Source organism: Novosphingobium mississippiense (assembly GCF_044029535.1).
In the GTDB taxonomy this organism is placed as follows: domain Bacteria; phylum Pseudomonadota; class Alphaproteobacteria; order Sphingomonadales; family Sphingomonadaceae; genus Novosphingobium.
The window spans coordinates 1,864,523-1,880,272 of sequence record NZ_CP147003.1; the positions used below are offsets into that span (position 1 = coordinate 1,864,523).

Here is a 15,750-nt window from a genome sequence, read left to right on the forward strand (position 1 = left end):
GCTGACGGGCAGGCCACCGGCTGATCCCGGGCGCTTTCACGCGGTTGTCGGAAGGCGACCTGCTCACGGCGTCGATACCCCGGCGCAGCAGATCGTCTTTTCAAAGAGCATGAACTGGGCGTTGTCCTTGCCGGGCGCATGCTTCGCGCTGGTCCACAGCGCGCCGGGCCGGCCGACATTGACGCAGCTGCCGCCCTTGACCGGCTCCATCAGCTGGAACTTGTAGCGGCTCTTGGCCCACACCGGTTGGGGGATGAAAGAGCAGCCGTCGGCCGAACTGATTGTGAGCGCGCCGAGCCTCCCCATCATGAAGAGGCCGCGCGCGGCAAGACCCGCCCAGGCCTCGACGCTGTCCCCGAAATGAATGTCGCCCGCCACCGGATAGGTCGCGCCCCACGAGCCCATGCACCAGAACAGCGGATCGACGACCTTGCCCGCGGCAGCCGCGGCGCTGTCGGCCATGCAGGCAAGTCCCGCGGCCGGGTTGCCGAAGAGGATCGCCTCGGGCTGGATGATCGCGCCCAGCGTCGCCGATTGCCAGGTCGGCAGGACCTCGGTGATGAGGGCGACGTCGAAGCCGTCGTCCTCGATGCACGGCAGGTCGGTGAACATGTCGAGCATCTTCCAGACCGGCGAGATGTAGTAGTGCATCTGCGCGAACATCTTGCGCGTATTCGTGCCGTCGGCGAGGCTGCTCTGGCTCCCCTGCAGCTTGCCGCCGGTCGGCATGATGTCCGCGCCGAGCGCCATCATGCAGCCCGGTTCGGTCACGACATCGACCGTGCGGTTAGGGGACCAGAAGCTGACCTTCACCCCGAACCAGAAGGTCACGCCCTTGCGGCAGGCGCAGAGCGGCTTGGACGCCGACTGGGCGTCGAGCGCCTTGCCGAGCGGTTCGCTGGGGCCGACCTTCACGCCGCCGATGGTGATCGGGAAGATGCAGTTCCAGCGCACCTTGGTGATCGGGTTGAACGCCGTGCCCGCTTCGCATTTGGAGGCATGGGCTGGTACGCTCGGAAGCGTCGCCAGGGCTAAGCCGGCAGCGAGCGCGAGGATGCCGCGTCGCGATGGAAATAGGACCATCTTTCCGACACGGCAGAAGAGCATGGGCTTGCGCAGTGACATTGAAATGTGCGCCAGATTGGCGTACATTGCGCTGGTTGGGAAGCGAAGGCGAGAGTGATGAACAAGTTCGTGGATATTGCTGCGAAGGTCGAGGAGCGCGCTACCGAGCGTATGAGCTTCCGGACGAAGCCGCGTATCAAGGAGGTCATCCAGTACGCCGCGGCGGTGTCGGGCGTCGACGATTCCACTTTCGCCATGAACGCGGCTTACAAGGCCGCGCTCGAGGTCATCGAAGCGCAGGAGCGGACGGTTCTTCGCGGAGAAGACGCGGTCGCTCTGCTCGACGCCCTCGAGAATCCCTCTCCGCCGACCGAGGCGATGCGTAGTGCATTTGCCCAGTATCGCGATCGTTACCTGTCCAACTGAGCGACGCACGAGTTCATGTACCGACCCATTACCGAGCCGCTCGATGTCGCCCGGCACGATCGCACGACATTCGAAAGCGGCGTCGCGCAGGTCGATAATTTCTTCCGCCAGACCGCAGCCAAGCTGACCCGTGCGGCAAATCTGCGAACGTTCGTCCTCGATGGCGGGCAGGGCAAGGTGCTTGGCTTCTACGCCCAGAACGCCTCGGCCATTGCATACCGCGATCTGCCGGCGCGTTATGCAAGGACACGGCCCGGCCACGGAGAAATACCGGCTGTCTTCATTTCGATGATCGGCGTCGACCGGCGCGTCCAGGGCAGGGGCCTTGGTCGTGACCTGCTCGTCGACAGCCTCTGGCGCATCGTCGAGGCCGAACGCTCGGTGGGCATAGCGCTGGTCCTGATCGACGTTCTCGATTGCGGAGATGCTGTCCAGGTCGCCCGACGGAAGGACTTCTACCTGCGGCATGGATTCGCGGAGCTTCCGGGGCAGCCGCTTCGGCTGTTCCTGCCGATCGCGACGCTGCGCGAACTGATCGGACATTGATTTGTTGCCGATCCCGTAGACGATCAGAATAGTCATTGCGGCGCCTTTCGCGCGGCTTTCGCCCCGTACACTTCAACCACGTCCACTTCGGTAAGCACGAGCTTCTGCCCGTGCTGCGCGACGATCACCGGCGCGACGGTCAGGCCGAGCCGCGCCTTGACGCGCTCCTCGAGCAGGAACAGCGCGCGGCCGTGCCGTTCGCCGAGCGTGATGGCATCGGCATCGCCAGGACTGCCGCTCGCGAGCAGGATGAAGTCGGCGGGCCTTGCAGTGCGTAGCGCCCAGTCGAGTTCGCGCGGATGCACGACGATCAGCCGCTGGGGCAGCGACACGTAGGCGAGCGGATTGAAGCTGTAGCCCTTGGCATAGAGCAGCTTGCCCTCTGGCAGGCGGATATCCTGGTCGAGCGTATAGAAAGGGACCACCGTGCGGCTCCGATCCGCGTGGGAAACTCCGAGCGCCGCTGCTTTCATCGCCGACCAGCGTTCGCGCGGCCCGAAGGCCTTCGTCATATCGGGAACGCGCGCGGCCTGGCCCTCGATCTCGCTTAGCGCGTCGGGTTCGGCGATGGGCCAGGTGCGACCGATGGTACTGGTCCCCGCAAGGGCTGCTGTCGAGGTCGCGAAGGGAAGGGCCAGCGTCGCCAGCGCGGACAAAACCTGGTTGAGGCGATGCATAGACCTAGCGACCATGACGACGCCTCCATCCAGGCTGACCGCCATTGCGATCCTCGCCGATCGCCGCGCTGATCAGGGCGGCCATAGCGATGATCGCTGTGAGGACGACGAGCAGGCGGAACCGACCGGGCACGGCGGGCAACTGGCAGGCGATGCAGGACTGAACCAGCAGCAGGCCCTGGCTGCCGACCAGCAGGCGGATAGGCCCAGGGGCCGGTGTCGAGGAGAAAATACCGTTCACCGATGCCTCCACTGCCGCAGGTGCGACACCAGCTTGCCGCAGGCGCCGGAAATACCGATCAGCAACATGCCGCTCGCAAAGCAGGCGGCCGCGACGATGATCCCGGCGCGCAGCGCGGGCAGGAAAGGCTGGTGAAGCGCGAGGCCGGCGATCGTCACCAGCGCGCCCATCATGAAGGTTTCGATAGCGACGAGCCGCAACCGCCAGCGAAAGGCGGCCGCTTCCGCCCGCTGGGCGACACGCGCTTCGATGGCGGCCTGCACGGCCGGGTCCTGCTCCCAGTCGAGCGGCAGCTGGTCGGGATGCGGGGAGGGCGCGCGCGTCATTCCGAGGCTCCATCCGATTGACCGTCCCAACGGCGCTCCCGGCCGCCGGCATCACCCAGAATCTGCACGGGATCGACGCCGGCGAGTTCGCACACGGCTTCGAGCGGGCTGCGCCCGGCGCGCAGCAGCGCCTCGAAGGCGGCGACCTCCCCCGGCGCCGAGGTGTTGATCCAGTAGCTGAAGGGATCGACGACCAGCCGCGCGATCCCCAGGCCAAGCGGCGAATCTATGAACACTTCGGAATAGTTCGGCTTGGCGTTGCGGACCGATTTGAGGAGGTCGAGGACGAAGCCCGAATAATCGAGGATCTTGTTGTCGACCGCCTTGTCGTAAGTCGAGCCCTGCAGCAGGAACTTCGTCGCCGCGTTCTCGAGGATCACCTGGCCGGTGCCGCCGAAGAGCGTCAGATCGTTCATGCTCTGGAGGACGATACCGAAGCTGCCCTGGTATTTGCGCGCTCGGCGATAGCCCTGGCCGAAGGCCTCGGCGAGCCGCGAGAGATCCTGCCCGTCGCTGCGGGTCATGAACTGGGCGGCCTCGTCGCACAGCACGAAGCGGGGACGGCCGCGGTCGGAGAGATAGAGCTCCTGAGTGACGGCGTTGACCACCACCATGACGATGACGTTGAAGAGGTCCGGCAGTGCCTTGAGCCGTTCGAGCTCGAGCACGACGAACTCGTCGCTGCGGATATCGAACGTCGAGGGGCCATTGAAGAAATGGCCGTAGGCGCCTCCCGACCCGAAATCGCGCAGGTTGAAGGCGAGCTCGCGCGCGACCGGCACGAGATGCTCGACGCGGTCCAGGTCCGAGACGGCGTTCTCGGGATAGCGCCCCAGCCATTCGCGCACCGCATCGATGCCGTCCTCGCCGCGCCCGCCATCGACTGTCCACTGGACTGCGGACTTGAGGAGATTCCACTGCGAGGTGGTGACGGGCTTGCGGGTGGCGGCATTGGCCATTTCCGCGACGATCGCGACCGCCATGGCGATCGCCGACTGCTTGTCCTCGCCATCGAGCGCGAGCCCCATGTCGAAGGGGTTGAGGACGAGCCGTTCCTCGCCGATGTCGATGTAGCGGCCAGAGCACAGGGTGCAGAGCTTGCGATAGCTGCCGCCGATATCGATGATCCGGATGAGCGCGCCTTGCGCGTAATATTGCTGGCACAGGTTGTTGAGCAGGAAGCTCTTGCCCGCGCCGGACTCGGCCGAGACGATAAAGTTGTAGTTGTTGATCCTGGGATCGAAGAGGTCGAGCGTGATTAGCTGGCCCTTGCGCCCCACGTAGAGCAGCGCCGGGCGCCCGCCCCCACGAAAATCCGTCTGCACCGGGGCCATAAGCGTGGCCGCCTTCACCGGCATCCGGAAGTTGCGCTCGAGCAGTTTCATCGTGCGCTTTTCAGGATAGAGCCCGAAGGGCAGGCTGGCGGCGAGCAGCACCGGTAGCAGATAGCTCTCCTCCTGGACCATGAAGGGTAGCGGTTCGGACTCCCACAGCCGCTTGGCACGCGCGGCCATGTCGCGCGCCTGCGCGCTGTCGCGGCCGAGCACCCACATCGTGGGGATCACCGAGACGAAGCGGCTGTTCGAGGCCTCGTCGAGGATCCAGCCGATCTCCTCGATCTGCTTGCCGACCTCGACTGCGAAGCTGCCCGCCGCCTTCTGTGCGGAAAGGATCTGGGCGCGTTTGTGAATCTCGAACTGCGAATGGTCGAACAATACCGAGAGACAGGAAAGGAACGGGCCGCCGATCTGGTCGCTGTCTTCGGCGCTCCCGCGCATGCCGCCCATCAGCCGGTTGGCGCGCTCGGCGGTGATGCGCCGCGCGGGCGCCTTGGGCGTCAGGCAGCGCGCGACCTGGTTGCCGAGGAAAACTTCCGGCCCCTCGAAAAAGAGGTCGGGCCCCGCCTCGATGATCTGGCGCGCCACCGAGGGCGCGGGCATGCCGCCGACACCGTCCTGCAGGAACACGCCGGGCGCGGGCGCGAACACACCGTTGAAGATCCGCCGGTAGAAACTGACAAGCTCGGATGGCGGCAGACGGCGGATGCCCATCTTCGCCAGTTGCTCCTCGACCTGCCGACGCAGATCGGCGCCCAGCTTCACTCGCGTCTTCACCGCGAGGAACAGGCGAAAGTCGCGCACCGGGATGCCGTGTAGGGAATCGAGCCCGCGGGATCCGGCGCGCAGATAGTCTGCGGTCCGCCGTGCCGAGGCCTGGACCAGCGGATCGGGCCGGACCTTGAGGTCGAGATAAGCATCGAGCGCAGGGTCTATGAGGGGATCGGCGAAGGTGATAAGCTGCAGCACCGTTCCTTCGGGGAAGTGGATATTGAGCAGTCCGAGCAGCGCCTGCTGGACATGGGCGAACATGTAGGTGGCGGGCACGAGCTCCCAGGCCTGGCCCCAGCCATCGTCGATGCACAGGAACGCCTCTTCCTCCTCGACCCAGGCCAGCATCGGCAGGAAGTCGGAATAGGCATCGCGCGTCACCGCCGCGCGCAGGCGCTGGTAGCTGAGGCCGCCCCGTGTATTTCGCGCGCTCATGGCCGGCTCTCCGGTTCGAGGGCGTCGCGGCGTGCACCGGTGGCCGGTTCAGCGGCTCCTGCCGGGTCGTTCTCGCGCGTGGTGCGCAGCACCGGCGGCGCGGGAACCCGGCCGCCCGGTTCGACGAGATAGTCGCCGACCACCCATGCGGGCCTGTCGACGATCGAATAGATATAGCGCGGCATATAGAGGCGACCCGGCCGCTGCTTGTCCGCATAGGGCAGGATCAGCGTGCGTACGGTTCGCGAGGGCCGCAGCATCGGCGAGGAAGGGCTCTCGACCACTGCGCCGAAATTGGGCTGTGCGGGTCGGCCGGCGGCGGAAATCTTCGTACCCCGGCGGTTGGAGGCAAGCGCCGTTGGGGCGTGTTGAGCAGCGGGCAGCGCGTGCCCGCCTTCGGATTGCGGCTTTTCGTGGTCGAGCAGCTTACGATCGTTGGTGACGGCGGGATCGGACTTGGACGGCCTACCTGCCAGCGCGTCGGCATAGGCCTGGTCGGGATGGATGCACTGGCCATGGTCGCTGTTCTTGCAGGAGAACTTCTCGCTGTAGGGCGACATCACCGACCCGACCGCCGCACAGCCCGACAGGGACAGGCCGATGAGGGGGAGGGGGAGAGCCAGCAAGGCGGGACGTAGCATGGTCATGTTCCTGTCTCCGGTTGGCGAGGGTCAGAATTTGGCGGCGGAGCCGGGCTTGATCTCGAGGGTCACGCCCTCCTGGATCACTACGACGACGTCCTTGGCGGCGCCGACTTCGACGATGGGCCCCGCTTGCCGGGCAAGATCGAGGTAGAAGTCGGTGAGCTTGTCCGACGACTTGGAAAGACCCCCGGCGATCCCGGTCTTGGCGGCGTCCGCAGCATCGAGAGTGCGCACCGAGCCCAGCGCAGAAGTCGACGTGCTGCCGAACGTGCTTTCGACCGATTGCGAAATGCCGCTGATGGTGCCTGCGATGAAGGCACGTGCGAGCGTCGCGCCGGCGCGGGTCACCACCTTCCCCGAGAGCCCCTTCTTGCCGTCGGTGTCGACGAAGAAGCCTTTGACCGGCTGATCGACCACCGAATGCTCGTCGAAATCGACGCAGGACAGCGAGACGAGCTGGATTTCCACCCGCTCCTTGGCGAGGCTGCCGGTGGCGTTGCCGATGACGAAGCAGCCGGCAAGGTTCGCCTTGACCTCATTGGGCAGGACTGCGGGGGCCTGGACCCTTGCGATGATCGGCTCGGGATTGCTCGTGGCGTCCCGGCTCGCCAGCGCGTCGATCCCGGTCAGGAGCCGCGCCTTCATGAAACCAGGCGGTAAATAGATCGTCCGATTCTTTTTTTTGGACGACGCCGAGGCATCGGCGGTGCCCTGGGGGCCGCCCGTGCCTATGACCGTGCCGGTCGCCGAGCCGATCGCACCAACCGTCTTCTCGACCGGCGGGGCGGGCGGCGCCGCGGATACCGAGGGCCCCGTCGGCGGTGCGGGCAACCTGTCGGCGTCAGCGGAAATGTCGCCCGTCTCGGGAGGATAGGGCAGGGCGGGAACGGTATCCGGCAGTGCGGGCGGCAGATCGCCGTCATTTCCCTGGTTACCCGCAGCCGCCTTGCTGCCGGGAACCACCTTGCCTTCCTCGATGGCGCTCACCCGGTCTCCGAGCAACTGCTGGCCGTCGAGCACCTTCTTGAGATCGCCGCGCAGCTTCACCTCGAGGCTGTCGCCGCGTAGGCCCGCGCCCATGTTGAGCGAAGCGGCGGGATCGGTGCTCTTCACCTCTTCCTTGCGCCCGGAAGCCATGTAGAGCGCGAAGCCGAGCGCACCGACGGCGGCGGCGACCGCGAGCTGCCGCGCGCGCAGCTTCTGCTTCGCGGACAGCCGGTCCCACTGTGCTTTCCAGTCAGTCAGGCCAAAGGCCGCGTCAATCCCGGCACGGGCCAGCGCATCCTCGCCTTCGCGCGCGGCCTGTTCGGCCAGGTGCGCCTGGTAGGCCGAACGCGGCTCAGGGGTGCCCGTGGCCTTGTCGTCCGGCCCGTTCATTGAACCGCTCCCCGGCGTACGACCACGAGGCGGGCGGTTTCTCCTGCGGCCAGGCGCACACGATCGAGGGTGATCGCGAAGATACGCTCCCCGAGACCGGCATCGACCAGCTGGCGTTCGTCGAGCACGATGGGCACAGCGGCCTGCAGCCGATATTCCGAGGCGGAGAGCCCGGTGCCTTCGATGGCGATCCGGCGCTGCTCGGTGAGCGAAAGGGCGGGTAGAGACGCAAGCTGTATCGCCGTGTTCGATGGCGCGACTTCGCTGAAGGTCGCCGGGACATGATCGTCGAGGAGCGCCATCGTCACCGAAACCGCGCGGTCCTCGTCGGCGAGCGCGGCGAGAAGGTCGCTGTTCGCCTGCGCGCGCTGGCGGGCGCCGGGCACAAGCAGCACCGTCTGCGCCGGAATCTCGGCAGGTTCGGCATAGAGCGGATAGGTTGCGCCGTTACAAGTGACGAAGAATTCGGCAGGCTGGGTCACATAGGTCCGCGTGACCTGGCCGGCGTCATCGACCTCGCGGGTCAGGAACTTGATCCAGGCGTCCGCGCCGCCTTTCTCGACGGCGAGACCCTTTTCCGCCGAGAACTTCACGTCCTCGATCTCGCCGCCCTCGCATACGACATGATTGATGTCGCGGTTGGAGAGACGGATATGGCTGGTCTGGTCCGGCAGAGCCTGGATGCCCTGTGCCGATGCCGGCGCTGCCATGAGCAGCAGGCAAAGCATTGGGACACAGCGCAGCGACGCGCCGGGGTCAGCGTGTTTCGGCATCGAACTGTTCCTCGGAAAGGCGGGTCAGCCAGAAGCGGCCATTCTCGATCCGGTAGCCGATCCGCAGAACGCCCCGGAACTTGCGGATCACCCCGCCGATGACCCGGACTTTCTCCACCGGCACGAGGATCTCATGCGGCGTCCAGCGCACCGGCTGGTCACCCCGGATGTAGGTGGCGATCGACAGCGTCGGATTGTCGGCCAGTTCGTCGAGCACGCCGTTCAGGCTGTCGCGCATCGCGCCGTAGGCGGACGGATGGACCAGCCCCAGCAGCTCCTGGAACTGGCGGTCGGCCGAATAGGCCGACCATGTGCCCGACAGCGCGACGATGTTGCGCGTCATCGCGACCAGGTAGGCTTCGGACGGCTTGCTGCCCGAGACGTAGAGATCGCCGGTAGCACCGAAGGGTACGACCACGGTGCGCGCGTTCTGGTTGGTCGTGTAGATGACCGCTCCGAGCACCACCGTCACGCCGAACATGCCGGCCACCGCGACCTTGAGCAGCCGGTTCTCCTCGAAGAGGTTGGCCGAACCCTGCAGATAGCGATGGATGCCGAAACTCGCCGGTTTACCCAGCAGCGGATCTTCGGCCACTCGCTTGCGTGAGATGATGCCCATCGCGCCTACTCGAAGAAACGGGTCTGGGTCGGACCCGGATAGTGGGGGAAGGAAACCAGGCCCCAGCGCCAGGCGAGGTGGGACAGGTAGCCCCTGGGCTTGCTCCGCTTCCACGGGATGAAAAGGAGAAGGGCGGCGATGAGCGCCCAGCCGACAAATCCGCCCACGATCGCGGCCACGAACACGCTCGAGGTCGCGAGCAGGAACTCGTCCGATCCGAACCACAGGATCTGGACCGGCCGATGCAGATATTGCGGAAGGCGCTCGTCCATGTGCCCTTCTCCTCCTGCTTCATGACACCTTGCGAAGGTGTCGGTTTCCGGGGACCGACCATCGGCCCCCAGCACGGTGCCGGCGCGGGACGGACCTGGCCGGTCGGCCAAGCGCGCCCTGCGCCCGGCGTCTCAGACGACCATCCCGAAAGTCTGGAGAATGGAATCCGCCTTGATCAGGCACACCGCCGCGACGATGGTCGGGATGCCGATCATGATGTTCGAGAAGAGGCGCGAGACGCCGAACAGGAAGGCGGCGACGCCGCCCACGAAGCCCAGCGGGCCCTTCACGCCCTTGTTCACGACGATATCGTAGATGTCGTAGCCAAGATCGCCCTGGGCCGGTGCCGAGAAGGCATGGGCCGGGCCGGCGATCAGGGCCATCACGCCCAAAGGGAGGCCGATATTCGCCGCTGCGAGAGCCTTGTTACCGAATGTACGCATCATGGCATTGCTCCAAAGAGGAGCCGTCCGGACATTCGCCTGCCGGCATCGACGGGGATCGGTGTCGGCCGGGGCGTCGGTGGACGGCTCCATGAGCCCGCCGCCGCCGGCATCCTGGTTCACCCGCCCCGCCGGGATCGGCGCAGGCTGGATGTCCTCCGGAAAGAGATCGTCGCTTGCCGCGACGGTGCGTGTGAAGTCAGCGCGGCGCATCGGTCACTGCCTTCGTCGGCGCGGGCTTCGCATGCCGGTCGAGGAACGCCTCGAGCTCGGCCTGCTGGAAGCCCGAGATGAGCTTGCCGTCCGCGATGAGGGTCGGCGTTCCCGAGACACCCACCCTGGCTACCAGTTCGGCATCGGCGGCGACCTTGTCGCGGCCTGCCGCGCACTGGCGCAGAACCGGCGGGGTCTGGCCCGAATACGCGGCCCTGAACGCTGCCTCGCGATCGGGCGAGCACAGGATATGCTCTGCCTTGGCGGCGGCGGTCGGGTGGATGCCGCTCACGAAGAAGATCAGACGCCGGACCGGCTTGCCTTCGGCTGCCTTGGCGTTCCAGTAGCGGTCTAGCGCCTGGCAGTAGGGGCAGTCGGGATCGGTGAATTCGATCACCGTCGGCGCGTCCCCTGGGCCGATCGCCAGGGCCTTGGCGGGATCGATCGCCTTCAGGCGCCGGCTCGCGCCCTGTTCCTGGGCAAGCGCCGTAAGGTTCACGCCATTACGATCGTAGACCGTGGCGAACAGCAGATGCTCGCTCTGCGGCGCGAAATAGATGATCTTGCCGCCCGCAGTGGCCTGATAGAGCGGACCTTCGACCGGTGCGGGACCAAAATCCTCGAAGCGCAGGTTGGTAAAGGTCTGGTGCAACTGCTGCTCGGCATCGGCCTGCGCGTTGGCCAGCGGGTCACCGTGAGCCTGCGCTTTCGCAGCATCTTGGGGCTGGGCCGTGATCTGATCCGGTTCACCAGCATGGACGGGGGCAGCCGACATGAACGCCAGCGCTGCGACACCAGCCACGCTACCAAATAAACCCGGCCGCTTCGGCCATGACGAAGTCGCGGCCGAGTCTTTCCGCTGCGCCGCAGCGTGCCCGGTTCCGGGCACGAGATGTAGCCTGACGGTCATCGCCAATTCACGAGGATTGTGGAACATTGGCACACGCCTCCTTCTTCCGGCGCGTGCGATTCCGCGCGCCGCCGGCTTTCGTCATGCGGTTCTGGCTGGGAGCGTGGTTTGGGCTGCGCTCGCCTTCCCCGTGGTGATCGGATGGATGAAGGATGAAGCGAAGAAATAACCCGCACAATAGGCAGGGTACTGAGATGCCGGTTCGGAAATACAGTGCCGGAATCGGCACATCAGTTCCGCTTTTCGTGCCCTGCGACGTCGATTTTACCGTCTTGTCTGTGGGAGCGCTGTCGCACGACGGTTCGCTTCGATCGCGAATCAGCCAGGGAGCCTCGGCATGAGAACTTCGAGAACATACAAGCTGCAGCTCTCAGGGCAGGGCATCGATCAGTTCCTCGCCTGCCATTGCCGGGTTGCGCGCCTGGCGAAGGAATTCATCCCCTATGGCATGACGCTCTATGTCGCCATGAGCCTGCTCGATGCGAGTGATCCGGCGGATATCGCTGCCGAACTGGAATCCCCGGTGTGCAATGCGCTGGGTGGTTCCTCGAACCGCTTCGTGGGGACGACATCACACCTTGTCGATCTCGTTGAGCAGGTTGGCGCGCGCCTTGCCGATAGTGGCAACTGTGGTCGATCCATAGCGACATGGCGCCTTTATAATGCCGGTCTCAGTCTGCTGCTGAGTTCCGAGGACGGAGAGGTCCAGGCCGCCTATCGAAGAGCCGCCCGGACCATTCCGGTCCGGCGATCGCGCTGATACCGACTATCTGTAGGGATTATTTGAATAATGCTTTCACCATGAAAGCGTTACCGGATTGACGTTTGGCGTAACGAACAACATTTTCTCCGAACTGGGCTGTGCACGGGAGCTTTGAGCCATTGGCAGGGAGATCTTGTCATGCCGCTTCAGGCGATGCCCACTGCACGCGATCCCTCGGTGCTTGCGACGATCAAGCTGATGTCGGGGAGACGGATAGAAATGCAACGGCGTACCGAAAAGATTACGCAGGAAGACTTCGCGGCCCGCGTCGGCATCGGCGCGCGCTGGCTGCGCGAGATCGAGGCCGGGAACCCCAAGTCGCGGCTCGACGATCACTTCCGCTGCGCCCATGCCCTGGGGCTTTCGACCGGGCATCTCGTTATTCCGCTGCTGTTCATGGAACATCAGCGGGTTTTTCCCCGCGGCCTACTCGAAGGAGACCTCTCGAAGCTCGAAACCGTCTGCATAGATGCCATTGCCCGGCACAACCTCGACACGCTCTCGCACCAGCTCTTCGCACGCGATGCCGACCAAACGCCCGACGACTGAACGATGATGTCGCCGGGAACGCGCCAGGGTGAGAAAGTCTATGCGGACCTTAAGGAAGCCGTGCTCTCGGGGCGCTATGCGTCCGACACGGAGCTGTCGATTGCGGCTATCGCCGAGGATATTGGGGCCGGCGGCTCGCCGGTCCGCGACGGCTTGCATCGCCTTTATGGCGAGGGGCTCCTGCAGACGGGCCCGCATCGGGGATTTAGAGTGCCCAGCTGGAGTGCCGACGCACTCAGAGATTGCTACACATGGCATGGTCATCTCATGCGCATGGCCATCAAGGCGATCGGACCAAAGGCGCTTCGGGAACCGGTGGCGCGCGAGGGATGGCTGACCGATTACAGTAATCCCGATCGCATCGTCGCGACCGCGGAGCGTATGTTTCTCACGCTGGCGAACAGATCCTCTTCCAACGAGCTCGTGGCCGCTGTCGCCAATGCGGGTGAGCGTCTGCGCACTATGCGACTCGTCGAAACGGAACGCTGGTCGGACTGTGCCGAAGAACTCGTCTCTGCCAATGTATTGGCAAGATTTGAGCCCGGAAGCAGGCTTCTGGAGGCCCTCTGGAACTATCACCGTCGCCGAATTCGGGCTGCCAATATGCTTTCTGAATCGCTCAAATCGCGATTACAAAGCTGAAATTACGCCATAAAATGACAACCGATGCATGTGAAAGATTATTTCGCAATATTGGTCGTTATTAGTTTCACCATGAAAGCAAAAGAGGCTGAATATATTAGGGTTCCGGCATAGCCTTTCTGTCGCCACGAACAGTGTGGCGAATAGAAGGAGGTAAGTATGGAACGCGAATACGAAGCCACCGATGACGGTGTGGTCGAACTCGGACTGGCAACCGAGGTTACTCAGGGCCAAGGCCTGGAAGGTGACGATTACCCGCGCGGACAGCCGTCTTTCGGTTTGCTGGAAGACTGAGTCCAACGGCTTGGCCCGGTATGATCACCGGGCCAAGCACTACGCCTGGGGTGTGTCATGCCTTCCCTAGTTCTGAAACCAAGAGTGGGATGCTGCTATGTTGAAGGAAGGTATTTCTTTCTCGACATAGACAGAAACCGATATTGTACCTTGCCTATTCGTCTCCATGATGCGATTCGAAATGTCATAGCAGGATCAGATATTGACATAGACAAGTCACGAGAATTGATCAAAACAGGACTGTTCTTCTCTCCAAAAGCTATCCCTATGCTCGCCACTTCAGACTCCATGGTGTCTCCCCGAGGCTCAAGAGTTGGAAGGTATAAATCAACGCGAAGATTTCAGCAGCTCTATCTGTTTACGGTTGCCACCCTGCTTCTGGGTCTGTTTCATGTGGCGGTAAAGGCCATCCCGCTGAAGCGATCCGTCGCAATATGTAAAGCCATAGGGCGGACTTCAGGAAGGGAAGCACAAACCGATAACCTCCAAATGTGTTTAACGGCATTCCGGCGGGCGGCCTTACTGTTTGTGCGCAAAGATCAATGCTTACCGGATGCGCTGGCGCTGAAGGCCATGCTTGCGTTCTATGGCATACCCACAAAGATTGTATTCGGTGTTCGAATTAATCCGTTTCAGGCACACTGCTGGGTACAACAAGACGATTTCGTGTTGGGGCAAGAGATCAGTACCGTCCGCAGCTTCCATCCGATCCTGACTCTCCCATGAATACCTCTTATTCCTTCGTCGTAAATCCGAAGGGCATGGGGGAGTTTTACGACCATAAAGCGGGTCCATCATCCGTAATTAGGCAGATATTCACCAGCACTGATCTTATTGTCCAGCTCTTAAGACAGGGATCGGTTGTCGTTATCGGGGACTGTTTTCCAGAACTTAAAGGTGATCTCACGGATTTAGCCGATGTATTGTCCTGTATTAAATATATCGCCAATCACCATTGGGGCCGCTTTGTCGCCATAGGGCATGATCCAGGTTCCAGCTTAACCGCAATATATCGAGATCCATCTGGAATGGTCCCATGTTATTATGGCTATATCGAAAATCGCGTGGCCATCGGAACGGACGCATCGAGCATCATTACCAATCTGGGGATTCCGTCGCGCATAAATTGGGACACGATCGCCACGAGCCTGTTGTCGCCTGATCTCCGATTGCATGAGACGGCACTTCAGGGAATTGCCGAAGTGGTTCCCGGCGAAATGGTTGCAGTTAATCCGTGTGGCGCACGACGTGAAATATTATGGAATATCGCTGAGGCTATCGGTACAAATGAAAAGGCGACATTCGACGAAGCCACGGAAATACTAGAGCATGCGCTCGTGGAAACTATTCAGACGTGGTGTGGTTGCTACAAAAATCCAGCAGTTTCCGTATCTGGCGGGCTTGACTCATCTATCATCGCAGCAATCGCGGCGCGCGTATCCGATGTAGATCTGATGCACTTTTTAACGAATACGCAAGGTGGTGGCGAACAACACTATGCCGAGTTGCTGGCGAGCCACATCAAATTGCCGCTTCATTGCATTACGTCTGAAGTCACGAAGGTATCGGTGCAGGAGAATAGGTCGTCCTCGCGCCCTCGACCATCGGCGCGGCTTTTTACCCAAGGCTATGACGATGCTTCAGCTTGTCGTGCCGAAATGGTAGGAAATTCCGCTCATTTCAACGGTGGCGGAGGCGATAATGTTCTAGGGAAGCTTCATTCGGCGTACCCTTTGGCGGACCTTCAACTGACCGAAGGTTTCTCCTGGTCCCTCCTTCATGTGGCGATAAATGTCGCCCATGCGACAGGAGCTTCCTTGCCCGAAGTTCTCAAGCAAGGGGGCCGCGCAATCTGGAAAAGGGACATGCTCGTTTCCTGGCCTCGCCAGAAGGAGTTTCTCACCAGACGTGCCTTATCGATGCCTGTGGAGCAATGGCATCCCTGGCTTAACGAAATTCGAGGTAAGCTTCCCGGTCAAAGACAGCTTGTGAGGAACATGGCGGGAGGTGCGTCGTCAACTGACTATCTGAACATCTTCAGTAACGTGCCGACGATATACCCTTTACTTTCTCAGCCAATAATGGAGGCCTGCCTGTCATTGCCGACGTGGTTATCTATATCGGGCGGCCAGGACAGGGCAGTCGCACGGGCTGCGATGCAGAAATATCTGCCGTCCGAGCTTGTTAACCGCACGTCAAAAGGCGCTTTCGACTCCATCGTCTATCAAATCTTTAGCGTAAACCGTGACAGTGTGTTTGATGATTTGGAAAATGGTCTACTCGCTGATCAGGGACTTCTTGACATCGACGCGGTAAAGGCCGCGCGCTTGGATGATCGGTTCCAGAGGGTTCGTGCCAGTCGCATTCTCCATATTCACGAGATTGAGACCTGGTGCCGTCATTGGATTTGATACAGCTTTCCGTCA

The 15,750-nt window shown here is 62.7% G+C and carries 20 protein-coding genes; 8 read left to right on the forward strand and 12 right to left on the reverse strand.

Annotated features, from left to right (window positions below):
- Window positions 1–63: 63 nt before the first annotated feature.
- A complete protein-coding gene (locus tag WBP06_RS26690; protein WP_279728027.1) occupies window positions 64–1,083 on the reverse strand; it encodes a TraU family protein in 1,020 nt (339 codons plus the stop codon).
- Window positions 1,084–1,182: 99 nt separating this feature from the next.
- On the opposite strand from WBP06_RS26690, the gene WBP06_RS26695 reads away from it, so the two are divergent.
- Together WBP06_RS26695 and WBP06_RS26700 are read left to right on the forward strand one after the other, a co-directional pair.
- Window positions 1,183–1,491 (forward strand): DUF1778 domain-containing protein, encoded by a 309-nt coding sequence (locus WBP06_RS26695; protein ID WP_048939490.1) that lies wholly within the window; start codon window positions 1,183–1,185, stop codon window positions 1,489–1,491.
- 15 nt (window positions 1,492–1,506) lie between these two features.
- On the forward strand, window positions 1,507–2,037 hold the full coding sequence (locus tag WBP06_RS26700) for a GNAT family N-acetyltransferase (RefSeq protein ID WP_048939491.1): 531 nt from the start codon (window positions 1,507–1,509) through the stop codon (window positions 2,035–2,037).
- Window positions 2,038–2,069: 32 nt separating this feature from the next.
- Here the strand turns inward: WBP06_RS26700 and WBP06_RS26705 are convergent, their stop codons facing one another.
- From WBP06_RS26705 to WBP06_RS26755, 11 genes are all read right to left on the reverse strand, one after another.
- Window positions 2,070–2,729: a conjugal transfer protein TraW gene (locus WBP06_RS26705; RefSeq protein ID WP_279728034.1), complete on the reverse strand. Its 660-nt coding sequence runs from the start codon at window positions 2,727–2,729 to the stop codon at window positions 2,070–2,072.
- On the reverse strand, window positions 2,719–2,955 hold the full coding sequence (locus WBP06_RS26710; protein ID WP_048939493.1) for a hypothetical protein: 237 nt from the start codon (window positions 2,953–2,955) through the stop codon (window positions 2,719–2,721). Before WBP06_RS26710 ends, WBP06_RS26705 begins: the two co-directional genes overlap by 11 nt.
- On the reverse strand, window positions 2,952–3,281 hold the full coding sequence (locus WBP06_RS26715) for a hypothetical protein (protein WP_048939494.1): 330 nt from the start codon (window positions 3,279–3,281) through the stop codon (window positions 2,952–2,954). The genes WBP06_RS26710 and WBP06_RS26715 overlap by 4 nt, the downstream gene beginning before the upstream one ends.
- Complete coding sequence (locus WBP06_RS26720; protein WP_279728026.1) at window positions 3,278–5,824, reverse strand: TraC family protein; 2,547 nt, start codon at window positions 5,822–5,824, stop codon at window positions 3,278–3,280. Before WBP06_RS26720 ends, WBP06_RS26715 begins: the two co-directional genes overlap by 4 nt.
- Complete coding sequence (locus WBP06_RS26725) at window positions 5,821–6,471, reverse strand: TraV family lipoprotein (RefSeq protein WP_048939496.1); 651 nt, start codon at window positions 6,469–6,471, stop codon at window positions 5,821–5,823. The genes WBP06_RS26720 and WBP06_RS26725 overlap by 4 nt, the downstream gene beginning before the upstream one ends.
- A 24-nt stretch (window positions 6,472–6,495) precedes the next feature.
- On the reverse strand, window positions 6,496–7,845 hold the full coding sequence (locus WBP06_RS26730) for a TraB/VirB10 family protein (RefSeq protein WP_279728025.1): 1,350 nt from the start codon (window positions 7,843–7,845) through the stop codon (window positions 6,496–6,498).
- A complete protein-coding gene (locus WBP06_RS26735) occupies window positions 7,842–8,618 on the reverse strand; it encodes a type-F conjugative transfer system secretin TraK (RefSeq protein WP_080993736.1) in 777 nt (258 codons plus the stop codon). Before WBP06_RS26735 ends, WBP06_RS26730 begins: the two co-directional genes overlap by 4 nt.
- On the reverse strand, window positions 8,602–9,237 hold the full coding sequence (locus WBP06_RS26740; protein ID WP_048939498.1) for a TraE/TraK family type IV conjugative transfer system protein: 636 nt from the start codon (window positions 9,235–9,237) through the stop codon (window positions 8,602–8,604). The genes WBP06_RS26735 and WBP06_RS26740 overlap by 17 nt, the downstream gene beginning before the upstream one ends.
- Before the next feature lie 5 nt (window positions 9,238–9,242).
- Window positions 9,243–9,509 (reverse strand): type IV conjugative transfer system protein TraL, encoded by a 267-nt coding sequence (locus WBP06_RS26745; RefSeq protein ID WP_008827576.1) that lies wholly within the window; start codon window positions 9,507–9,509, stop codon window positions 9,243–9,245.
- A 132-nt stretch (window positions 9,510–9,641) separates the two neighbouring features.
- Complete coding sequence (locus WBP06_RS26750) at window positions 9,642–9,956, reverse strand: hypothetical protein (protein WP_029547519.1); 315 nt, start codon at window positions 9,954–9,956, stop codon at window positions 9,642–9,644.
- Window positions 9,957–10,152: 196 nt separating this feature from the next.
- Complete coding sequence (locus WBP06_RS26755; RefSeq protein WP_234415538.1) at window positions 10,153–10,941, reverse strand: DsbC family protein; 789 nt, start codon at window positions 10,939–10,941, stop codon at window positions 10,153–10,155.
- 472 nt (window positions 10,942–11,413) lie between these two features.
- Here WBP06_RS26755 and WBP06_RS26760 point away from each other — a divergent pair, with 472 nt between their 5' ends.
- From WBP06_RS26760 to WBP06_RS26785, 6 genes are all read left to right on the forward strand, one after another.
- Window positions 11,414–11,836: a hypothetical protein gene (locus WBP06_RS26760; RefSeq protein ID WP_279728023.1), complete on the forward strand. Its 423-nt coding sequence runs from the start codon at window positions 11,414–11,416 to the stop codon at window positions 11,834–11,836.
- Between the two features lie 141 nt (window positions 11,837–11,977).
- The gene (locus WBP06_RS26765; protein WP_048939501.1) at window positions 11,978–12,388 is read left to right on the forward strand and encodes a helix-turn-helix domain-containing protein; all 411 of its coding nucleotides are present in this window, start codon (window positions 11,978–11,980) and stop codon (window positions 12,386–12,388) included.
- A gap of 3 nt (window positions 12,389–12,391) precedes the next feature.
- Entirely contained in the window at window positions 12,392–13,030 is a 639-nt protein-coding gene (locus tag WBP06_RS26770; RefSeq protein WP_234415539.1) for a GntR family transcriptional regulator, read from the forward strand.
- A 159-nt stretch (window positions 13,031–13,189) separates the two neighbouring features.
- Window positions 13,190–13,324, forward strand: coding sequence for a benenodin family lasso peptide (locus tag WBP06_RS26775; RefSeq protein ID WP_107917581.1), 135 nt, complete (start codon window positions 13,190–13,192; stop codon window positions 13,322–13,324).
- Window positions 13,325–13,474: 150 nt separating this feature from the next.
- The gene (locus WBP06_RS26780; RefSeq protein ID WP_279728022.1) at window positions 13,475–14,050 is read left to right on the forward strand and encodes a lasso peptide biosynthesis B2 protein; all 576 of its coding nucleotides are present in this window, start codon (window positions 13,475–13,477) and stop codon (window positions 14,048–14,050) included.
- Window positions 14,047–15,735: an asparagine synthetase B family protein gene (locus tag WBP06_RS26785; RefSeq protein WP_279728021.1), complete on the forward strand. Its 1,689-nt coding sequence runs from the start codon at window positions 14,047–14,049 to the stop codon at window positions 15,733–15,735. Before WBP06_RS26780 ends, WBP06_RS26785 begins: the two co-directional genes overlap by 4 nt.
- The last annotated feature ends 15 nt before the right edge of the window (window positions 15,736–15,750 follow it).

What these genes read in the sequence shown, in the direction of transcription:
- WBP06_RS26720 (WP_279728026.1), bottom strand. Translation starts at nt 5,824, where the DNA reads ATGAGCGCGCGAAATACACGGGGCGGCCTCAGCTACCAGCGCCTGCGC.
- WBP06_RS26745 (WP_008827576.1), bottom strand. Translation starts at nt 9,509, where the DNA reads ATGGACGAGCGCCTTCCGCAATATCTGCATCGGCCGGTCCAGATCCTG.
- WBP06_RS26740 (WP_048939498.1), bottom strand. Translation starts at nt 9,237, where the DNA reads ATGGGCATCATCTCACGCAAGCGAGTGGCCGAAGATCCGCTGCTGGGT.
- WBP06_RS26705 (WP_279728034.1), bottom strand. Translation starts at nt 2,729, where the DNA reads ATGGTCGCTAGGTCTATGCATCGCCTCAACCAGGTTTTGTCCGCGCTG.
- WBP06_RS26695 (WP_048939490.1), top strand. Translation starts at nt 1,183, where the DNA reads ATGAACAAGTTCGTGGATATTGCTGCGAAGGTCGAGGAGCGCGCTACC.
- WBP06_RS26735 (WP_080993736.1), bottom strand. Translation starts at nt 8,618, where the DNA reads ATGCCGAAACACGCTGACCCCGGCGCGTCGCTGCGCTGTGTCCCAATG.
- WBP06_RS26725 (WP_048939496.1), bottom strand. Translation starts at nt 6,471, where the DNA reads ATGACCATGCTACGTCCCGCCTTGCTGGCTCTCCCCCTCCCCCTCATC.
- WBP06_RS26690 (WP_279728027.1), bottom strand. Translation starts at nt 1,083, where the DNA reads ATGGTCCTATTTCCATCGCGACGCGGCATCCTCGCGCTCGCTGCCGGC.
- WBP06_RS26770 (WP_234415539.1), top strand. Translation starts at nt 12,392, where the DNA reads ATGATGTCGCCGGGAACGCGCCAGGGTGAGAAAGTCTATGCGGACCTT.
- WBP06_RS26760 (WP_279728023.1), top strand. Translation starts at nt 11,414, where the DNA reads ATGAGAACTTCGAGAACATACAAGCTGCAGCTCTCAGGGCAGGGCATC.
- WBP06_RS26750 (WP_029547519.1), bottom strand. Translation starts at nt 9,956, where the DNA reads ATGATGCGTACATTCGGTAACAAGGCTCTCGCAGCGGCGAATATCGGC.
- WBP06_RS26775 (WP_107917581.1), top strand. Translation starts at nt 13,190, where the DNA reads ATGGAACGCGAATACGAAGCCACCGATGACGGTGTGGTCGAACTCGGA.
- WBP06_RS26765 (WP_048939501.1), top strand. Translation starts at nt 11,978, where the DNA reads ATGCCGCTTCAGGCGATGCCCACTGCACGCGATCCCTCGGTGCTTGCG.
- WBP06_RS26755 (WP_234415538.1), bottom strand. Translation starts at nt 10,941, where the DNA reads ATGTCGGCTGCCCCCGTCCATGCTGGTGAACCGGATCAGATCACGGCC.
- WBP06_RS26730 (WP_279728025.1), bottom strand. Translation starts at nt 7,845, where the DNA reads ATGAACGGGCCGGACGACAAGGCCACGGGCACCCCTGAGCCGCGTTCG.
- WBP06_RS26785 (WP_279728021.1), top strand. Translation starts at nt 14,047, where the DNA reads ATGAATACCTCTTATTCCTTCGTCGTAAATCCGAAGGGCATGGGGGAG.
- WBP06_RS26700 (WP_048939491.1), top strand. Translation starts at nt 1,507, where the DNA reads ATGTACCGACCCATTACCGAGCCGCTCGATGTCGCCCGGCACGATCGC.
- WBP06_RS26715 (WP_048939494.1), bottom strand. Translation starts at nt 3,281, where the DNA reads ATGACGCGCGCGCCCTCCCCGCATCCCGACCAGCTGCCGCTCGACTGG.